19 protein-coding genes are annotated in these 19,714 nt (G+C 55.3%); 11 read left to right on the top strand and 8 right to left on the bottom strand.

The window, feature by feature from the left end; genetic code table 11:
* Positions 1–24: 24 nt before the first annotated feature.
* Entirely contained in the window at positions 25–936 is a 912-nt protein-coding gene (locus ACT3R7_RS10500) for an ABC transporter substrate-binding protein (protein ID WP_496199093.1), read from the top strand.
* Between the two features lie 9 nt (positions 937–945).
* On the opposite strand, the gene ACT3R7_RS10495 is transcribed toward ACT3R7_RS10500, so the two are convergent.
* Genes ACT3R7_RS10495 through ACT3R7_RS10480 form a run of 4 tightly spaced genes read right to left on the bottom strand, consistent with a single transcriptional unit; the run spans position 946 to position 4,097 of the window.
* A complete protein-coding gene (locus ACT3R7_RS10495) occupies positions 946–1,857 on the bottom strand; it encodes an alpha/beta hydrolase fold domain-containing protein (protein ID WP_496199046.1) in 912 nt (303 codons plus the stop codon).
* Complete coding sequence (locus ACT3R7_RS10490; protein WP_496199045.1) at positions 1,778–2,233, bottom strand: thioesterase family protein; 456 nt, start codon at positions 2,231–2,233, stop codon at positions 1,778–1,780. The genes ACT3R7_RS10495 and ACT3R7_RS10490 overlap by 80 nt, the downstream gene beginning before the upstream one ends.
* Complete coding sequence (locus tag ACT3R7_RS10485) at positions 2,233–3,189, bottom strand: L-carnitine dehydrogenase (protein WP_496199044.1); 957 nt, start codon at positions 3,187–3,189, stop codon at positions 2,233–2,235. Before ACT3R7_RS10485 ends, ACT3R7_RS10490 begins: the two co-directional genes overlap by 1 nt.
* Positions 3,186–4,097, bottom strand: a complete 912-nt coding sequence (locus ACT3R7_RS10480) for a 3-keto-5-aminohexanoate cleavage protein (RefSeq protein WP_496199043.1) — start codon at positions 4,095–4,097, stop codon at positions 3,186–3,188. The genes ACT3R7_RS10485 and ACT3R7_RS10480 overlap by 4 nt, the downstream gene beginning before the upstream one ends.
* 307 nt (positions 4,098–4,404) lie before the next feature.
* Between ACT3R7_RS10480 and hmpA the strand changes: the two genes are divergently transcribed.
* A complete protein-coding gene (gene hmpA / locus ACT3R7_RS10475) occupies positions 4,405–5,574 on the top strand; it encodes an NO-inducible flavohemoprotein (protein WP_496199042.1) in 1,170 nt (389 codons plus the stop codon).
* A gap of 95 nt (positions 5,575–5,669) precedes the next feature.
* On the opposite strand, the gene ACT3R7_RS10470 is transcribed toward hmpA, so the two are convergent.
* The 4 genes from ACT3R7_RS10470 to ACT3R7_RS10455 form a co-directional block, all read right to left on the bottom strand.
* Complete coding sequence (locus tag ACT3R7_RS10470) at positions 5,670–6,647, bottom strand: cation diffusion facilitator family transporter (protein ID WP_496199041.1); 978 nt, start codon at positions 6,645–6,647, stop codon at positions 5,670–5,672.
* Entirely contained in the window at positions 6,644–7,258 is a 615-nt protein-coding gene (locus ACT3R7_RS10465; protein WP_496199040.1) for a transporter substrate-binding domain-containing protein, read from the bottom strand. Before ACT3R7_RS10465 ends, ACT3R7_RS10470 begins: the two co-directional genes overlap by 4 nt.
* A gap of 287 nt (positions 7,259–7,545) precedes the next feature.
* Positions 7,546–7,875: a four-helix bundle copper-binding protein gene (locus ACT3R7_RS10460; protein ID WP_496199039.1), complete on the bottom strand. Its 330-nt coding sequence runs from the start codon at positions 7,873–7,875 to the stop codon at positions 7,546–7,548.
* A gap of 303 nt (positions 7,876–8,178) precedes the next feature.
* Positions 8,179–9,357 carry an alpha-hydroxy acid oxidase gene (locus tag ACT3R7_RS10455; protein WP_192537038.1) on the bottom strand — a complete coding sequence of 393 codons (1,179 nt, stop codon included), beginning with the start codon at positions 9,355–9,357 and terminating at the stop codon, positions 8,179–8,181.
* 123 nt (positions 9,358–9,480) lie between these two features.
* Between ACT3R7_RS10455 and ACT3R7_RS10450 the strand changes: the two genes are divergently transcribed.
* From ACT3R7_RS10450 to ACT3R7_RS10410, 9 genes are all read left to right on the top strand, one after another.
* Positions 9,481–10,227, top strand: a complete 747-nt coding sequence (locus tag ACT3R7_RS10450) for a GntR family transcriptional regulator (protein WP_496199038.1) — start codon at positions 9,481–9,483, stop codon at positions 10,225–10,227.
* Positions 10,224–11,435: a D-mannonate dehydratase ManD gene (gene manD, locus ACT3R7_RS10445; RefSeq protein ID WP_496199037.1), complete on the top strand. Its 1,212-nt coding sequence runs from the start codon at positions 10,224–10,226 to the stop codon at positions 11,433–11,435. The genes ACT3R7_RS10450 and manD overlap by 4 nt, the downstream gene beginning before the upstream one ends.
* Before the next feature lie 30 nt (positions 11,436–11,465).
* The gene (locus ACT3R7_RS10440; RefSeq protein WP_192537040.1) at positions 11,466–12,488 is read left to right on the top strand and encodes a Zn-dependent oxidoreductase; all 1,023 of its coding nucleotides are present in this window, start codon (positions 11,466–11,468) and stop codon (positions 12,486–12,488) included.
* A 68-nt stretch (positions 12,489–12,556) separates the two neighbouring features.
* Entirely contained in the window at positions 12,557–13,525 is a 969-nt protein-coding gene (locus ACT3R7_RS10435) for a TRAP transporter substrate-binding protein (protein WP_192537041.1), read from the top strand.
* Positions 13,526–13,621: 96 nt separating this feature from the next.
* Complete coding sequence (locus ACT3R7_RS10430; RefSeq protein ID WP_172116235.1) at positions 13,622–14,203, top strand: TRAP transporter small permease; 582 nt, start codon at positions 13,622–13,624, stop codon at positions 14,201–14,203.
* 2 nt (positions 14,204–14,205) lie between these two features.
* A complete protein-coding gene (locus tag ACT3R7_RS10425) occupies positions 14,206–15,489 on the top strand; it encodes a TRAP transporter large permease (RefSeq protein WP_018915613.1) in 1,284 nt (427 codons plus the stop codon).
* Between the two features lie 2 nt (positions 15,490–15,491).
* Positions 15,492–16,964 (top strand): mannitol dehydrogenase family protein, encoded by a 1,473-nt coding sequence (locus tag ACT3R7_RS10420; RefSeq protein WP_496199036.1) that lies wholly within the window; start codon positions 15,492–15,494, stop codon positions 16,962–16,964.
* A 10-nt stretch (positions 16,965–16,974) separates the two neighbouring features.
* The gene (gene uxuA / locus ACT3R7_RS10415) at positions 16,975–18,150 is read left to right on the top strand and encodes a mannonate dehydratase (protein WP_496199035.1); all 1,176 of its coding nucleotides are present in this window, start codon (positions 16,975–16,977) and stop codon (positions 18,148–18,150) included.
* Positions 18,151–18,242: 92 nt separating this feature from the next.
* Entirely contained in the window at positions 18,243–19,580 is a 1,338-nt protein-coding gene (locus ACT3R7_RS10410; protein WP_496199034.1) for a lactonase family protein, read from the top strand.
* The last annotated feature ends 134 nt before the right edge of the window (positions 19,581–19,714 follow it).

Raw genomic sequence — 19,714 nt, 5'->3', positions numbered from 1 at the left:
CTACGCGCTAAACAACGTTTCTATATGCTGAGCGCCACCGGCTTGGCAACCTTATTCATGGCTGGTTCGGCGGCGGCTGATTTAGATGAAGTGCGTTTTGGCGTTCCACCGTGGCCGGGGGTAACGGTTAAATCTGAAGTGGCTGCTCAGTTGATGGAGGCCATGGGCTACCAGACCCGGCAGCGAGATTTAGCGGTCAGCGTGATTCTTGAAGGGCTCACCCGCAACGATGTCGATGTCTACCTGGGTGGTTGGTATCCCGTGCAGACCGATATGGTGGAGCCGCTGGTGGCAAGCGGTAAGGTAGAGAAGCTGGTTTCCAATATTCAGGGCGCCAACTCAGGCTTGGTGGTACCGCAATACGTGTATGACGCAGGTGTCACATCGGTGGCTGACCTGGATGCCCATCGTGAACGTTTCGACGGTGAAATTCAGGGTATCGAGGCAGGCACCGGCATCAATACGGCGATCCTGGAAGCCATTGATAACGATACCGTTGGCCTGGGCGATTGGAGCCTGCGTGAAAGCTCTACGGCGGCGATGCTGGCGCAAGCCGAGCAGAAAATGGCTGACAAGGAGTGGGTGACCTTTGTGGGCTGGGAGCCACATTGGATGAACGTAAGCTTCGATCTAGCGTATCTTGATGACGCTGAAGAGGCGGGCATTGCCCAGATTGAGAGTACCGTCTGGACGGTTGTGCCCGCCAGCATGGCCGAAGAGGATCCGCAGCTACACCGTTTTCTTTCTCAGTACGTGGTGGATATTGAAGATCAAAACACTTGGGTATACCGCTATAGCTACGACGACCGCCCGGCGGACGAGGTAGCTCAGGAGTGGATCGCTGAGAACCTGGATACCGTTGCTGGGTGGCTGGAAGGCGTTGAGGCAAAAGATGGATCTTCCGCGATTGACACCGTGCGGGCTGCCTATCAGTAACCGGTTCGTTTAGTGGTTTAGCCGCACCTGTAGCGCCTGGCAAAATGCTTGCCAGGCGTTTTGCATTTCAGGTAACAGGGCATGGCCGTGAAGGGCGCCGTGTACCATTGACGTCGCGCAGCGATAGCCTACTTGAGCACCCTCTAAACGCCAGTACGCAATGGCTTTCTCAAGCGGTAACGTAAGCGGGTCGTGCTCGACCGTCAGTACTTCCACCTGGGTGGCGGGGGCAGGCGTTACGTTGGGGGAGTCAAGTACTGGACACAGCGGCGATAGACTGAGTACATCCCTGCGGCTGAGCAGTGGCGCATCAGGCCCCAGGGTTTGTTCGCTTAAGCCGTTAACCGGCGGGTAAATGAGCCCAAGCAGCGGTTGGCTATTGAGCGTGGCGGCAAGCAACGGCGCTATATCCATGGCTAAACGCCCACCCGCGCTGTCACCCACTAAAGCAATGGGCTTCACGGCCAGGGCGACGCCAAGGCAGTCGCTTAGCATTAACGCATAGCGTGCTTCAGGGGCCAGCCGGTAACTGACACTAATCACTTCGCGGCTTAATTGGTGGGCTAAACTGGCCGCAATGCCGTGATGGCTGCGTACAGAGCCAATCGTAAAACCGCCGCCGTGTATAAACACAACCTGGCCCGGCTGTGCACCGGCAGGGCAGAAGCGCCGTACCGGAATGTCTGCCAGGACGTCATCGATTACCGTCATGCCTTTTGGGTCGGCTGGCGCAAACGATTGACATACATCATCGTAATGGCGGCGCGCCTCTTTAATTGATGCTTGTTCAAGACCGGCTAGGCCCGCTTCAAAGCGGGCAATAAAGGCGTTGGTCTGCATGTCAGCGAGAAATGCCGATGGTGCGGCCGACACGTTCAGGCCACTGATCTGCCGCCGGGCTTGGGAGATGGCTGACGGCATGGGCTACCGGCGCAGGGAACGCGCTCGGGCGGCCGGTTGCCTGGTGGATGCCCATTAGCATCTGTTCACTGGTCGCCAGCAGATTATTGTCTGCATCTAACAGTTCGAAGAAAATATGCAGGCGCTTGGCATCATGATCCAGCCGGGTCACAGTTACCTGCAGGGGTTGACCGTCATGCGCCTCGCGCTGGTAGCAGAGATGGGTCTCCAGCGTGTACAGGGTATAGCCGTGGAGGTTGCGCCCAGCCGCGTCCAGTCCAATGTGTGCCATTAGCGCTTCTACCGCCAGGGAAAACACCCGGGCGTACTCGGCATCGTTCATGTGGCCGTTGTAATCGACCCATTCAGAGGCGACCTGGGTATCGAGTATGATCATTAAATACGCCCTTTTAGACCTTCGGCTTCGGGCCAGTATTTTTGCACAAGATCAAGAAGCTCGACCAGGAAGTCGTCACGACGACGATCAAGCTCAGCGACAGGCCGTCCGGCGGCCTGGTGTTCACAGCCTTCCACCACCCGGTCAATCAGTTCATCGGTAAGCTCAGGCGCTTCGAGCTTCGTCCAGGGCAGTTTGAGGGCGGGTCCAAACTGCTCAAGCATATGGCGCATGCCCTGTTCACCGCCCGCCAGGTGAAAGGTAAGAAAGGTGCCCATCAGCGGCCAGCGCAGGCCGCAGCCGTAAACCACGGCGGCATCGACCTCTTCAGTAGTGGCCACGCCATCATTGACCAGGTGGAGGGCTTCTCGCCAGAGAGCTTCCATCAAGCGGTCGGCAAGGTGGCCTTCGATCTCTTTACGCACGACCAGAGGGCGCATGGCTAACGCTTGGTAGTGCGCTTGGGCAGCCTCAATCTGGCCTGGCTGTGTGGCAGTACCACCGACTAACTCCACCAGTGGCAGCAGGTAAACCGGGTTGAAGGGGTGCGCAACGATGACGCGTCCCGGTGCCTTGGTACAGGCTTGCTGCAGGTCACTGGGTTTGAAGCCCGAGGTTGACGAACCAATGATAACGCTTTTTTCTGCCGCCGCGTCGATTCTGGCGAGAATGTCGCGCTTCAGGTCTAGCCGCTCGGGCACATTCTCTTGAATCAAATCGGCACTGACCACGGCGGCTTCAAGGCTATCCACAAAGCGTAGCCGGGTGGCGCTGGCGCTTTCTGAAAGGCCCAGGCGGGTGAGAGAGGGCCAGGCGTTTTCTATAAAAGCGCGGGTGCGCGTTTCGGCACTGGGGTCAGGGTCGAAGGCAACGACTTCCCAGCCTTGGGCCAGCGCGCGGGCAATCCAGCCATTGCCAATGACCCCGGTACCAATCACTGCAAGTTGGCGGCTCATGCGTCACCTCCTGGGGCGATGTTACCCGTATTCGGGTCACGTAACTTAAGCTGGGCACGGGTCTCGGCGGGCGTCATGATGCGCGCCCCCAGGTTATCGATTAGCGTGGCGGCTTTTTCGACCAATTGGCCGTTGGTGGCCATCACGCCTTTCTCCAAATAGAGATTATCTTCCAGGCCAACCCGCGCGTGCCCCCCCAACAGGATGGCTTGAGCGAGCATGGGCATTTGATGGCGGCCAATGCCAAATGCCGCCCAGTGTGCGCTATCAGGCAACTTGTTGCGCATGGTCAACATGGTTTCTGTATCGGCTTCTGCACCCCAGGGGATGCCCAGGCAGAGCTGGTAAAGCGGGTCGCCGTCTATCAGCCCTTCCTGCTGCAGCTGGCGGGCAAACCATACATGTCCGAGATCAAAGCACTCCAATTCGGGCTTGACGCCTGCCGCTTGAACCAGGCGGGCATGCTCACGAAGCCAGTCAGCGGTATTCACGTACACCATGTCGCCAAAGTTAAGGCTGCCGCAGTCCAGAGTGCATAGTTCAGGTAGCAGTTCACCGACCGGAGCATGGCGCTGCGCAGGCGTTTGTATATCTGTGCCTGGGCCACCTCGGGTGGGGTCTTCAGCATCGGGAATCCAGTCACCGCCGCCGCCAGCGGTGATATTCAGCACAATGTCCACGTCGGCTGCACGTACGCGATCCATGACCTCACGAAAGTGTGCTTGTGAATGGCTGATGCCTCCCGTTTCGGGGTCGCGCACGTGGATATGGGCAACGCTGGCACCCGCTTTCGCCGCTGCAATGCAGTCGTCTGCGATCTGCTTTGGTGTCACTGGAACGTGGGGGCTCTTGCCGGAAGTATCGGCTGCGCCGGTCACTGCGCAAGTCAGGATCACATTGCGGTTCATATCCCGCTCCTATCCGTATTTTTCTTCAGAAAGGGCGACAGTATGGTGGCAGAGAAAAACCTGGTATTGACTTAAGGCGACTCTAAAAATACAGCAAGCGACAATCAAGCCGCGCTATTGTCGCGTTAAGCAAGCGCACGATTGTGTAAAGCCATCGTGCTATTCGATGCTTGAGCTGGAACGGCTTGAGCGCTTTTCTCGCCAAGAAGCGTTTTATTGACGCAGCTCATGCATTGGCCTGGCAAAATCTGATATTTTAAAGATGTATGTAATATGAATCTTTAAGAAGACGTGAAAAGAGGCCGTTATGCTGACACAGGCACAAGAACAGATCATTGCCGCTACTGCCCCGGTCGTTGCGGAGCATCTTGATACGATCACCGCTCATTTTTATCCCTTGATGTTTGAGCGCTACCCACAGGTCAAGCCGCTGTTCAATCAGACCCACCAGAAGGACGGTGGGCAGCCGCGTGCACTGGCAGGCTCCATTCTTGCCTATGTGGGCGTGCGCCAGAATCCGGAAACGGCGCGGCAGATCATGGAAACCGTGGTCAACAAGCACGTTTCTCTGGATATCCAGCCCGAGCACTATCCTATCGTGGGCGAGTGCCTGATGGTTGCCATTGGTGACGTGCTTGGCGCCGCCGTCACCGAAGAGGTTGCCGATGCCTGGGGGGCGCTCTATCAGGAGCTGGCCGATCTGCTAATTGATCTTGAAGCGCAGCGCTATCAAGAGTTTGAACAGCAGCCCGGCGGCTGGCGGGGCACGCGACGTTTTCGTATTGCCGATACGCATCAGGAAAGCCGCGTCATTCGCTCGTTTATTCTTGAGCCCGAAGATGGAGGGCCAGTGGCTGACTATACGCCAGGGCAATACATTGGCGTGAAGCTGGACATCGATGGCGTGCAAGCGTCCCGCCACTATAGTCTTTCCGATGTGCCTAACGGTCGCTCTTACCGGCTGTCCATCAAGCGGGAGCCGCAAGGCGTCGCCAGCCGCTTTTTTCATGACCGTTTGACAGTCGGCGATGTCATCGAGCTATTGCCTCCGGCAGGCGAGTTGACGCTCAAGGCGGGCGACGAGCCGCTACTATTGGTCAGCGGTGGCATCGGACAGACGCCACTACTGCCGATTGCCAAGCACGCGTTAAGTCAAGGGCGTCAGGTTACCTACCTGCATGCGGCTATCGATATGGACAGCCGTGCGTTTGGCGAGGCTATCGATGAGCTGGCCACCGCTTATCCGGGGCAGTTGACGGCAGTTACCGTGTTTGAACAGGGTAGCCAGGGTGACCATCAGGGGCGGATCAACCAGGACCTGTTGGCCAAGTATCTGGTGCCCAATACCCGTTGCTATTTTGTCGGCCCTCACGGCTTCATGGCGGCGATCAACCAAAGTCTGGCGCTTTTGGGAGTCGCGGAGACACATCGCCACTTTGAGCATTTCGGGCCGGCCAAAGCGCTTGAAGCTGCTTAACGCGGAAGAGGATATTATCTGATCTGCTGGCCTGGGCTTAAAAGCCCAGGCCAGCTTTCTTGTTTAGGCGGGGTCTTCGGTTTCCAGGCTTTTCGTCAGGACTTTTGGGGCAGGGCGGGCGAGGCGCTACACTCTTCACGCGGCCATGCTGTCACCACCACTTCGTAGATTCGCCAGTCATAGCTATTAAGATGCTGGGAGGCCTCTTTAAGATGTCGCGCCAGGTCATCGTTATTATGCGGGGTTACAAAGGCTTCACCGCTAAAGATTGGGCCTTCTTCGCGTAAGCGTACTGAGGCGGCAGCTACCCAGGGCATGGCCCGAAGCTCGGCTTCCAACGCTTCTTCCATGTATTCCGGTTTTTCGCGAGAGGTAAAGTGAGGACGACGGTCAAGTAGGTCGCCTATGGCTTCTTTTAAATTGGTAATGCCATCCTTGGTAACGTCCAGAGCGATAATGGCCGCAGCAACTGCGTCTGCCCACCAAAAGCCGGCTCCCACACCCAGTACGCCAACAATGGCAGCCATCCCCGTCATCCAGTCGGCTTTGCTCATCTTCCCGTCCGCAAACACGGTCTTCTCATGCACTTTTGCCGCGGCTTTGGTCTGTAAGCGTCCGATAATGACAGGTGGAATAACGCTGTAAATCAGCACGCCAACCATCACCCAGCCCATCCATATCGTTTCACCAAACAAAGTAATAGCACCGATACTTGGATGCTCCTGATGGGCAAGCTTGAGCAAGGAATCCCCAAGTAAAAAAAGGCCCATCGCGCTTAGCGCAGTGGCCGTGCATAAAAAGGCAATAATAGTGGCGCGTTGATATCCATAGGGGTATGTCTCATTAGGCGGGCGTTTGCGGAACCGAACGGCCAACAAGAAAGCGATCGGTGGAATGAGCGAAAGCATGTCTTCAAGCCAAGCGACCTTCATTGCCTGGCTGTTTCCCAGTACCAGCGCGAGCACCGATACAATTGAAATACGAAACGCTAAATTCCACCATTCAAGGCGAATCAGATAATTGAGATCCTGCTGTTTATCCGGAGGCAGGTGATATAGCTTGCGTATTTTCATCGGCCTGCCTCCAGGCGTTGAAGGCGTTGTTCAATATCAGGGTAGCTATTTAAATGGCGTTGCACGGCAAGCATCCAGGCATTTTCGCCTTTGGGCAGCGCCATGACATGTTGATCGGTCGCGATTTCCCATTCTCCTATTTGGTAGTTATGCGCATGAAGCCACCATGATGGGTTGGCGACCGCTGCATTTTGAGTGCCCATGTCTGGGGTAGGGCGGGGGATTGCGCCCTCTTTTTTGAGCGCGCGAGCGATATGGTTAACGACCGGAACAGCCACCTCAACATTTTCCAGGTTGCTGGGTAATGGAGTACCCACGGGCACACCCACTGAGTAGTGGCTCTGGTAGTAAGCTTTAGTGGGCGTGGCGAGGGCGCTTACATTTGAATCCTGGGTAAGCCCGCCGATCACCAAATCAAGCTGGTAGTGAGATAGCGCTGCTAACAGATTGCCTTCGCTATCCCAGTGCCAGTTGATGGAGGCATCCATATTTGCTGCAAGAGCACGGATGATTTCGACTTCAAGCCCTGCTGGACCCTGGTCGGTGTTAATGACCCAAGGCGGATTTTCGGAAAGTCCGATGTTTAATTCGCCACCCTGCATATCTGCCATTGGGCGTTCGATATTGACCGGGTAACGGCAACCTACCAAAGCTAACAGCGCAAAAAAAATCACTATGCTGGGCCGAAAAACGATCTGTATAAAGCTGTCCCTGCTTTGCATCGTTAAGTCGCTTCCATTTAGGAGAGGTCTACGTAAACGTTAATAAATAATATCTATAAAAAAGTGAGCATAGGATCGCTCAACCCCTGCTCACTTTATAATTTAGACGTAATAGACTGTTTTTCAAGTAAATTGCTAACGCAAAATGATGTGTTGAGATCTGTTTAGATGACTCCTTAGGCAACCATTGATGCACATAGGCTGGCGCAGCGATGGCACGCTTGAGCGCATTCCTGGCAATGATCGGTTTCATGTTGGCTGCACTCATCGCCGCACTTTTGACAGATATCCGCACATAGCTGGCAGATATCCTGAGCATATTCGCTGCCTTGAGCCATAAAGGCGGCGGCCAGACGACAAATTTGCGCGCACTGTATATCCAGGCGAATGCATTCCGCCATGTTGCCAAGAGTGGGTTCCTGAAGGCAGGAAGTAGCGCAATTATCGCAATAGACCGCACATATATTGCAGGCTTCAATGCACTCTTTAAAATTCTGTATGCTCATAGTAAACCTCTCCTGTTAAATATACGTCCTTAAGCCGGGCGCCGTTTATAAAATAATAAGGGGCTAGTTTTTCATTCTATAAGTCAGTTAATAATAGGGGCTGGGTTAGATGTTTGCAGAAGATTAAATAATGTTTAACTTGTTTTAAATTCAATGATTTTGTTTGTTGTTATTTTCTGAAGCGCTTTTAAAAATAGGTCTAACGTCCAAGTAGGCGACTTAGTGGATATTTAAGTAACCTGATTTTAAAGGCAAGAGCGGTCGTCCAGCGGCGCTCTTGCAATCTTGAATAGATGAATAAACTCAAAGTTTACGTTTGCTCAAGCAAGCAGAGGTTAAATCCTGGATAGTAGTGAACCCTAACAGGCCCAAGGTCCTGTCTACTTCTCCTCGCAGTAGATTAAGCGCATGCTGCGTACCCGCCTGACCACCAGCCGCTAAACCATAAAGCGTGGCTCTTCCAAGCCACACGGCGTCTGCTCCTAGCGCCAACGCTTTTATAATATCGGTGCCGCGTCGAAAGCCGCTATCCACGAATAAATGACAGCGCTCGCCTGTAAAAGCTTTAACCTCGGCCAGTGTATCCATGGGTGAGAGCGAGTGATTAAGCTGTCGTCCACCGTGGTTGGAAAGTACGATGCCATCGATACCCAACCGTACGGCCTGTTCAGCTTCTTCCGGCGATATAATTCCCTTTAGAATGATCTTGCCTGGCCATAAATCACGGAGCCAGGCGATGTCTTCCCAGTTGAGCGATGGGTCTAGCTGCGGGCCAATTATCTGTGAAGCACCTTGAGCGTTACGTTTATCGGGTGGCAGCAAATCATCCAGGTTTTTAAACGTAGGCAGGCCATCGGGTATCAGCACATCGCTCATCCAGCCTGGTTTGGTGAGTAGGTGAAGCAGGTTGGGCAGGGAGGGTTTCATGGGGCGGCTAAAATTGCGTACATCCCATTCGCGATTCCCGTAAATTGCGCTGTCTGTCGTTACAACGATGGCCTCAAAGCCTGCATCAACACAGCGCTGTATCATCGATTTAACAAAGTCGCGGTCACGATAAAAATAGATCTGCATCCAGGCGGTAAGCCCTTCGATGGCAGCGATGTCTTCAAGGCGTGTAGTTGAAACGCTGCTTAGCACGAAAGGAATGCCGGCATCACGGGCGGCATAGGCTAGTTTTAAATCCCCATCACGCGTCAGCATGCCGTTAAAGCCCGTTGGCCCAATCGCCAATGGCATTTGGTAAGAGCGGCCAAACAATGTCGTGCTTAAATCGCGTGCACCTACGTTAGTCATCGTTTTAGGTTCAAACAGATATTGATCGAACACGGCGCGATTATGACGCAGCGTATGTTCATCATCGCTGCCGCCATAAACATATTCGAATACAAAGTTCGGCAGTTTTTTCTTGGCGATACGTTCTAAATCATGAATGTTTAGGGCTTTTTTATAATTTGAGCCTGAGTAAAGCGGACGTTTCATGGTGATTCACCTGCAACCAAAGTATAGGTTTAAAGGGCTTTTGTTTGCGTTGCCATACTACCATACTACCATACTAGTCATATCAGTTAGGGCGACAGGCCCCCTTAATTCAGGCTGCTGCAAATGAGCAATATCAATATTACGCTACAGGCGCTATGGCAGGAGACGTCGGAGACCGAGTCGGTTCGTCAGCGTCTTTACCAGGTATTGCGCCAGTCCATCATTCAGATGGTGCTGCCCCCGGGCAAAGCGCTTTCTGAAAAAGAAGTAGCGGATGCTTTTTCGGTCAGCCGCCAGCCGGTACGTGAAGCTTTTATCCGTCTTTCGGAGGCGGGACTTGTCGAAGTCAGGCCTCAGCGTGGCACCTATGTTGTCAAGATATCCCAAGGCGCGGTGCTGGAAGCACGCTTTGTACGTGAAGCGGTGGAGGTGGCCGTGGTGCGCCAGGCAACGGCCAAGGGGCTTGCGCCGGATGTGCTCACAGAGCTGCATGACTTGCTTGAGCGTCAGCGCCGCTGCATTGAGCCTCACGACACCATTCGCTTCTACCGGCTGGATGAGCGTTTTCACAAGACATTGTCGCTGGCCGTTGGGCAGCAGGCCGCCTGGAAAGTCATCGAAGAGGTAAGAGCTCAGATGGACCGTGTACGCTACTTAAGCGTTCCTGATACCACCCCCATCGCCCGTTTGATTGACCAGCACGCCCACATTGTGGCCGCTATTGAAGACCGCGATATAACAATGGCCGAGCAGGCTATGCGGCGCCATCTGCGTGAGATTTTTGTTTCGCTACCCGATTTAGTAAAGCGGTTTCCCGAGATGTTCGATGCTCAGGAAACGGTATCCCTCATTGAGGAGGCAACCCCATGAAAATCGAACATGCCTATACCATTGTCACCTCGCCGGGACGCAATTTCGTCACCTTAAAGATTGTGACTGACGAAGGAACTTACGGTATCGGGGATGCCACGCTCAATGGCCGTGAAATGGCTGTGGTGGCTTACCTCGATGAGCATGTCATTCCTGCCTTGATTGGCCGCGACCCTCAGCGCATCGAAGACATTTGGCATTACTTATATCGCGGTGCTTACTGGCGTCGTGGCCCGGTTACCATGAGCGCGATTGCCGCTGTCGACATGGCGCTTTGGGATATTAAAGCGAAACTCGCGGGTATGCCGCTCTATCAACTGCTGGGCGGTAAGAGCCGAGAGCGCGTGATGGTGTATGGCCACGCGACGGGCCGCGATATCGAGTCGTGCCTTGAAGAAGTCGCCCGCCATGTGGATGAAGGCTACAAAGCCGTGCGTGTGCAGGCAGGCGTTCCGGGTATTGCGAGCATTTATGGTGTGGCCAAGAAAGATGGCGAGCCCTACGAGCCTGCAGATGCCGATTTACCCGCCGAGCACGTATGGAGTACCAGCAAGTACTTGAACCACGTGCCCAAACTGTTTGCCGCGGTACGCGAACGCTTTGGTGAGGATCTGCATATTCTGCACGATGTACACCATCGTCTGACGCCCATCGAGGCGGCCCGCCTGGGCAAGGAAGTGGAGCCTTATCACCTGTTCTGGCTTGAGGACTGCGTACCGGCTGAAAACCAGGAAGCGTTTGGGCTTATACGCCAGCACACCACCACACCGCTGGCCGTGGGTGAAGTGTTCAATAGTATACATGACGCCAAAGCGCTGATTGAAAACCAGTGGATCGACTATATTCGCGCCACGCTCACTCACGCAGGCGGTATCACTCATGTGCGCCGCATTGCTGATTTAGCCGGCCTTTATCATGTGCGGACCGGTTTCCACGGGCCAACGGATCTCTCCCCGGTTTGCTTGGGGTCGGCTATCCATTTTGATACCTGGGTACCTAACTTTGGTATTCAGGAATACATGCCTCACACCAGCGCGACTAACGAAGTGTTTCCTCACGATTATCGTTTTGAGGATGGCCACTTTATCGTCGGTGAAACGCCGGGGCACGGCGTGGATATCGACGAAGAGCTTGCCAAACAGTACCCCTACAAGCGCGCCAGTCTGCCGGTCAATCGGTTGGAAGATGGCACCCTCTGGCATTGGTGACCTAAAGAACGGGTAAGGAGTTTCGCATCCATGCAAGCATTTCAGGTCAACGCGCCTCACGATTTTAAGGTTGCCGAGGTTGAAATTCCCTCCCCGGCGGCGGGCGAGGTACTGGTACGCGTAGCGTTTGCCGGAATCTGTGGTTCCGACATGCATATCATTCACGGCGATAACGCTTTCGTACGCTTTCCACGCATCACCGGTCACGAGTTTGCTGGCGTCATCGAGGCGCTGGGCGAGGGCGTAGCGGATGTAAGCGTCGGCGATCGCGTCTGTGTCGACCCGGTCATCAGTTGCGGCACCTGCTATCCGTGTCGCATTAATCGACCCAACGTATGTAGCGCTCTGGAAGTGATCGGCGTGCACCGTAACGGCGGTTTTGAGGAGTTCGTCTGTGTGCCGGCAGCCAACGTGCACCAGGTGCCCGAGCATATTGCGCTTGACGCCGCCGCACTGGTGGAGCCTTACACCATCGCCGCGAACGTGCTGGACCGCATGCAGCCGCACCGCGGTGATCGGCTTCTGATTCTAGGCGCCGGTATGATCGGCATGACTATCCTGCAGATGGCCCGCGCCATGGGCATCGACGAGATTATCGTTACCGACGTGATCGACGAGCGCCTGGCCGCGGCCAAGGAGCTGGGGGCGACCCACGTGCTCAATAGCCGCACTCAGGATGTCGAAAAAGAGATTCTGGCACTGACCGAAGGCGAGGGCGTGCCGCTGATTGCTGATGCCGCCTGCGTGCCGGCGCTATTGCCTCAGATGTTGCGCCTGGCATCGCCCGCCGGGCGCATCGGCCTGCTCGGTTTCAGCGTCCAGCCAAGCGATTTGATACAGCTTGAAGTGATCAAGAAAGAGCTGACCCTGGTTGGCTCGCGGCTCAACAATCGTAAGTTTCCGGAGGTGCTTGCGCTCATGGCAAGCGGCAAGCTGGACCCTCTGGCGCTGGTTAGCCATCGACTGCCGCTAAGCGAGATGCCCGGCGCCATCGATATGCTTGATCACCGTCCTGAAGAAGCCCGTAAGGTGTTGATCCAAATCAATCCCTGAAGGACACGCCAACTCATCTTAACCACACGCACTAACAACCAACAATGCAGAAGTGCAGGAGCGATAAAATGATTAAGAAACTGTTAACCAGTGCAGTACTTGCAACGATGGTATTCAGCGCGCAATCGGCGCTGGCCGCCGACTACACGCTGCGTTTTGGGCATCTTGCCAACGAGCAGAACATCTGGCACCAGGCCGCCGAGAAGTTCAAGGAGGAGGTGGAAGCCAACTCTGACGGACGCATTGAAGTTCGCCTTTACCCCAGCGAGCAGTTGGGTAATGAAATGGATGTGATCAACAGCATTCAGTTGGGCACAGCGGACATGACGATTACCGGCGAGAGCCTGCAAAACTGGGCGCCCAAGGCGGCCATGATGGCCGTGCCTTATGCCTTCCGGGATTCTGAGCATCTGCATGCCGTCGTTAACGGCGAGGTCGGTGCCGAGATTGAAGAGCAGATCATCGAACGTACCAACCTGGTGCCGCTAGCCTGGTTTGAACGTGGCCCTCGCGAGCTTACATCCAATCGTCCTATCCGCACGCCGGATGACCTGGACGGCTTACGCTTGCGCGTGCCTAACGTGCCGCTGTTTGTAGATACCTGGCAGGCGATGGGCGCACGTCCTACCCCAATGGCGTTCAGCGAAGTGTTTACCGCGCTTCAACAGAACACCCTGGAAGGTCAGGAAAACCCGCTGAGCCTGATCGAAAGCGCCAGCTTCAATGAGGTTCAGGACTACGTGAACATGACCGGTCACGTGCGCAGCTGGATCTACGTGGTGATTGGCCGTAATCAGCTTGAAAAAATGCCTGAAGAGCTTCAGCAGGTAGTGCGCGACGCGGCTGATACCATGCAGGCTTACGAGTCCGAGCTGTTTGTAGAAGACCAGGAGCGCCTGGAGCAAGCCCTTCAAGAGCGTGGCATGGAATTCATCGAAGTAGACGTGGATGCCTTCGCTGAAGCGGCCCGTCCGGCGGTGCTGGAAGCCCTGACACCTGAACAGCGTGAAATCTTCGACGCCATTCAAGACCTGTAAGACGGTTGGTAGTGAGAATGGGCTGGCCGCGTGCCAGCCCATTCTCAGTTTGCAAGTTCTGTCTGCAAGAGCAGTCTGTCCCATGAGGATACGTTTATGAGCTCGGATCAAAAAGCGCTTGAACAAGAAGCGTTGGAGAGTCTGGATTCGATGTCGGCGGTGCCCAAGCTGCAAGGCCCCATCGGGCGCCTGATAGGCTGGGTGGATGCCTGTTTTCTTACTCTTTCAGTACTGGCGCTGGTCGCGATTGCCGCTACGGTGCTGCTGCAGGTGAGTTCACGGTTATTCCTGCCGTTTTCCATCGCCTGGACCGAAGAGCTCTCGCGCTATCTGTTTATCTATATGGTGGCGCTGTCGGTTGGGGTAGTCATGCGCCAACACCGTAATATCAGCGTCGAGCTTTTCCATCATATGCTTGGCCCGCGCATGAAAGCGGCGTTTCAAGCGCTGATCTGTCTGATGATCGGCGTGTTTGCTTTTCTGGTGCTGCCTTATGCCTGGCAGTACGCCCAGAACGGCACTTGGCAGACATCCCCCACACTGCGGGTGCCCATGCTGTACATCTTTTTCTCAACAGTAGTCACCTTTGCGCTGCTCCTGGTTTATAGCGTACTGGGATGTCTTGAGGGAATCATCGCAATGTGTCGCTCCTCTGCCTCCCGTGAACAGGAGTCGTAAGCATGGAAGTCATTATTTTATTCAGCGTTTTCCTGATACTACTGTTGGTGGGCATGCCTATCGCCTTTGCGCTCGGTATCGCTTCAATGTCGTATCTACTGATGGAAGGCATTTCGCTGACCATCGTGCCCCAGCGCATGTACGCGGGCATCGACACCTTCGTTCTGCTGTGTATTCCGGGGTTCGTGCTGGCCGGTAACTTGATGAACGTGGGCAATATTACCGAGCACATCGTGCGCTTCTCCAATGCCTTGCTTGGACATATTCGCGGCGGCCTGGGCCTTGCCAACGTGGGCGGCTCAATGATTTTTGGCGGTATTTCCGGCACCGCCGTGGCGGACTCGGCGAGCATCGGCTCGGTGATGATCCCCGGTATGGCGCGCTCGGGTTACGACAAGCCGTTTGCCGCTGCCGTTACCGCCGCCTCATCTACCGTTGGGCCGATTATTCCGCCCAGCGTGCCGATGATTATTGCAGGCTCGTTAAGCGGTATTTCGGTTGGACGGATGTTTCTGGCAGGCGCGGTCCCCGGCCTTTTGATGGGCTTGGCCATGATGATCACGGTGTACATTCTCGCCGTGCGCCGGGGCTATCCAAAAGAGAAACGGGTGCCGGTCCTGCAGCTTCTGCGTGAAGCGAAAACAGCCTTCTGGGCACTGTTGATGACCGTGATCATTCTTTACGGCATCATCGGCGGCTTCTTTACGCCCACCGAAGCTTCGATTGTGGCCAGTCTTTACGCCTTGGTGGTAGGCATGTATGTCTACAAGGGGCTTACCTGGCGCAAGCTTCCGGGCATTCTGGTGGACACCGTTCTGACCTCGTCAGCGCTTTTGCTGATGGTGGGCCTGGCCAACCTGTTCGGCTGGATCCTGACCAGCGAGCAGATACCCCAGATGATCGCCACGCTGATTCTCTCCATCAGCGAAAACCCGCTGATCGTGCTGCTGATTCTCAACCTTATCCTGCTGTTCGTTGGCGCCTTTATGGAAACCATCGCCGCGCTGATCATTCTCTTCCCCGCGCTGGTGGGGGTGGCCACAGGTGTCGGCGTGGATCCGGTGCACTTTGCCGTAATCGCGGTGCTCAACCTGATGATCGGTCTGACTACACCGCCTGTGGGCGTATGTCTGTTTGTGGTGGCTGGTATTGGCAAGCTGCCTATGCTGACGGTTGCCCGCGCAATCGTGCCTTTCCTGCTGTGCAACCTGACGGTGCTGATGCTGGTGACCTATGTGCCGGCCATCTCGCTGTGGCTGCCCAACTTGCTGATGGGGAGTAACTAGGCATGTCTGTTAAACGCATTGACGCCGCGCCGCACACCGGCCACATCGGCATCGTCCACCTGGGCCTGGGCGCATTTCACCGCGCCCACCAGGCGGTTTATCTTGAGCGCTATCGCCAGCGCACAGGCGATGGCGAGTGGGGCGTATGTAGCGCCAATTTACGCTCAAGTGTTGAGCTGGTAGATAACCTGCGCAAGGCGGGTTACCGCTATCAGGTGGCGGAGTATGCCGATAGCCAGACGCTGACGCTGCGTGAGATAGGCGTGATTGAAGAGACGCTGTTTTCTGGCCGCGATGCGTCGGGCAACTGGGGGCGGGATAGAGACGCGCTGCTTGACCGGCTGGCGGCGCCAGCGACGCGTATCGTCACGCTGACCGTGACGGAAAAAGGCTACTTTCTGAACCCGGCCAGCGGCGAGCTGCGCCTGGATGATCCCATGGTGGCGGGCGATATCGCCTCACCCGGCGAGCCGCGGACCGCTCCTGGCTTACTGGTTGAAGCGCTGGCTCGGCGGCACGCCGCGGGCGTGGCGCCGTTTACTGTGCTTTCGTGCGATAACATGCCACACAACGGCCAGCGCACTCGTAAAGCGGTGGTTAAGCTTGCCCAGCAGCGCAGCGCCGAACTTGCCGAGTGGATTAATGCCGAAGTGGCGTTTCCAAGCTCCATGGTCGATCGCATTGTGCCTGCGATGACCGACGCTGACTTTGAGCGCTTGGCTGCCTTGGGTGTTGCTGATCCTAATGCCGTGGTGGGCGAGGCATTCTCGCAGTGGGTGGTAGAGGATAATTTCCCCACCGGGCGGCCAAGTTGGGAGGCTGACGGTGTAGAAATGGTCGCCGACGTTGCCCCGTTTGAAACCATGAAGCTGCGGATGCTGAACGGTAGCCACTCTCTGCTGGCCTATCTGGGCGCCTTGGAAGGTATTGAAACGGTGTATGACGGTATCAATCAACCGGCACTGCGCGCGCTGCTGCGCCACTACATGCTGGAAGAAGCCGCACCGACGCTTGAGATGCCCGAAGGCACTGATCTTGCAGCCTACGCTGATTCGCTACTGTCACGCTTTACCAATGACAGCTTGCGCCACCGTTTGCAGCAGATCGCCATGGACGGCAGCCAGAAGCTGCCCCAGCGCTGGCTGAGCGGCGCACTTGAGCGTATTCAAGCGGGTCAGGCATCGCCTTGCACTGCGTTGGGAATGGCTGGGTGGATTCGTTATACCGACGGCCAGGAACTAGGCGGCAAGCTTTATACCGTTGATGATCCCATGGCAAAACAATTTGCTGAGCTACATCAGACTCACGGTGGCCAGCCGGTCGCGTTGGTAAACGCCTTTTTAGCTATTGACGAAGTGGTACCGCCCGCGTTGGCAACAAATCAGCCGTTTGTCGACGACGTAGTAGCGGCGTATCGCGCCTTGACGCAAGACGGGTTAAACGCCGCCTTAGCAGCGTTAGGCATCGAAGGATAGGAAGTTATCTATGGAACATACCTGGCGCTGGTTTGGCCCGAACGATGTCATACGTCTTGAAGAAATCCGGCAGGCTGGCGCGACCGGTATTGTGACGGCGCTGCATGAAATACCCAACGATAAGGTATGGCCGGTCGAGGCGATTCAAGCGCGCAAGGCCATGATTGAGGCCGCTGGGTTAAGCTGGTCGGTAGTTGAGAGTGTTCCGGTCCATGAAGCGATAAAGCAGGGGCTTGCGGCGCGCGATGGATTGATTGCTACATACTGCCAAACGCTGCGCAATTTGGCGGCCTGTGGCATCGACACGGTATGCTACAACTTTATGCCGGTGCTCGACTGGACGCGCACGGATCTCGTCCATGTACTGCCGGACGGCGCGCTGGCGCTGCGCTTTGATCACACCGCGTTTGCGGCGTTTGATCTCTATATTCTTAAGCGGCCAGGGGCCGAGGCTGAGTATAGCGAAGCGGATAAGCATATGGCGCAACGCTACCTGGAGACGCTTGATCAGTCCGCCCGTGACAAGCTGGTGACCACACTGATCGCCGGACTGCCAGGGGCTGAAGAGCACTATACGCTGGAACAGTTTCGGGATGTGCTGGCGGAGTATGCCGAGATTGATGCAGAAAAGCTGCGCGAAAATCTTGGCTACTTTTTACAGGCAATTATTCCGGTAGCTGAAGAAGTCGGCATTCGTATGGCGATCCACCCGGATGACCCACCCCGGCCGCTTCTGGGCTTGCCGCGAGTGGTGTCAACTCATGAGGATGCACAGTGGGTGGTGGATCATGTGCCCAGCCCGGCCAATGGCCTAACGTTTTGCACCGGCTCTTATGGTGTTCGTGAAGACAACGACCTGATTGCCATGGCTCGCCACTTCGCCCCGCATATTCACTTTATCCACCTGCGTGCCACAAAGCGCGAGGCGGACCCACGTTCGTTCCACGAAGCACCGCACCTGGAAGGTAACGTTGATATGGTCGGGGTTATCCAGGCACTGGTCGAAGAAGAGCGTCGCCGTGAAAAACAGGGCGGGGCGCGTTTGCCGTTACGCCCCGACCATGGCCACCATATTCTTGACGATCAACAGCGTAAAACCGCGCCGGGCTACCCGCTTTATGGCCGTATGCGTGGGCTTGCCGAACTGCGTGGTGTGGAGTTCGCGATTCGTCGCTTATCTCCGTAGAGTTGGCTATGGCTTGGCGAAACTGATTTCTCTAATAAAACGTACGGCTAGCCAAGGTAGTGTCTGATTACTGTTCAATGGAGTCATCAAAAATGAAAATAAAAAAAGATCTGCAACAACAAAAACAAAGCTCGGGTATTCCAGAGCACAACTCCAAACTCTCTAGGCGCTCGTTCTTGCAAGCCATTGGTGTCAGCGCAGCCTGGGTAGCAACGGCACATGGCGCCTTCGCACAGAACTCGGACTCGATGGGTTCGCCCGCCAATGAGCAGTATTTATACGTCGGCACTTATTCTTCACCAAATACGGCGCCCGGTGGCGTTATTCCAAGTCAGGCCGAAGGCATTTATGTCTACAAGATGAATCTTGAAACCGGCAATCTGAGTCCCGTCCAGACGGTAAAGGCCGACAATCCGTCTTACTTGGCAATGGCGCCGTCAAAACGATACATCTACTGTGTCAATGAGCTTGGCGAGGACGACAAAGGAGCGCCGTTAGGACGTATCAGTGCTTATGAAATTGATGAGCGGAGTGGGCGACTAACGCTGATCAATACACGCTCGACTCAAGGCACTTGGCCTTGCTACTGTGCCGTTCACCCCTCCGGACGTTATCTATTTGCGGCCAATTACGGCACGGGTACTTTTTCTGTATTCCCGCTCGGTGATGAGGGTGAAATTGAACCCATGAGCGACCAGTTTCAGGCGTCAGGCAATGGAAGTGGGCCCGACCCTGTTCGACAGGAAGGCCCACACGCCCATATGATGCTGTCCAACCCCGGTGCTCAGCATGTTTTCGGCATAGATTTGGGCGGAGATTCGATTCTTGCTTGGGAACTCGAACTAGCTACTGGCAAACTAATGCCGGGACCTGTGCCCCAGGCCCACGTGCCATCCGGCAGTGGCTGCCGCCACTTGGTATTTCATCCTGACGATAATCGAGCCTATGTAATCAACGAGCTTTCTTCCACCATTGATGTATTCGATTTCGAGCCACGCCGGGGAGCATTTATATGGCTCCAATCGATATCGACTTTACCGCAAGATACCACTTTCACCCGCCCTTCATTCAATCCTAATAATCCAGGTGAAGTACCGACGGGAACGAATACGACGGCGGGAATTAAGATTCACCCGAGCGGGCGTTGGGTCTACGCTACCAATCGCGGGATGGATAGCATCGCCATGTTCAAGGTTGATCCCGAATCAGGGCAGTTGACCTCAGCAGGGTGGGTTCAGAGCAAAGGGCAGATCCCGCGAGGTATGAACATCGAGCCTTCGGGCACTTTCCTTTACGTAGGCAATCAGAACTCGGACACCATCGTGGTGTTTCGTATCAAGTCGGATGACGGCCAACTCGAAGGCCCCATCCATATTATCGATAGTCCAGTTCCAGTCGACTTCGCGTTCGGCTCCTTTGCGCGAAGTTGAGATTGCTCAATACGGAACGTCCGGGAGGGAAGTGATTTAATTACCCGTTTTATGGGTGTATGCGAGGCCTGACCGAATTACTCGGTGTAGAGCAGGCGGTGGGGCAGTTAACTGCTAGATAACCCATTACTCTT

It is taken from the genome of Halomonas sp. AOP43-A1-21 (assembly GCF_052376775.1).
GTDB classification, from domain to species: domain Bacteria; phylum Pseudomonadota; class Gammaproteobacteria; order Pseudomonadales; family Halomonadaceae; genus Vreelandella; species Vreelandella colorata.
This window is presented reverse-complemented; position numbering and strand designations above follow the sequence as displayed.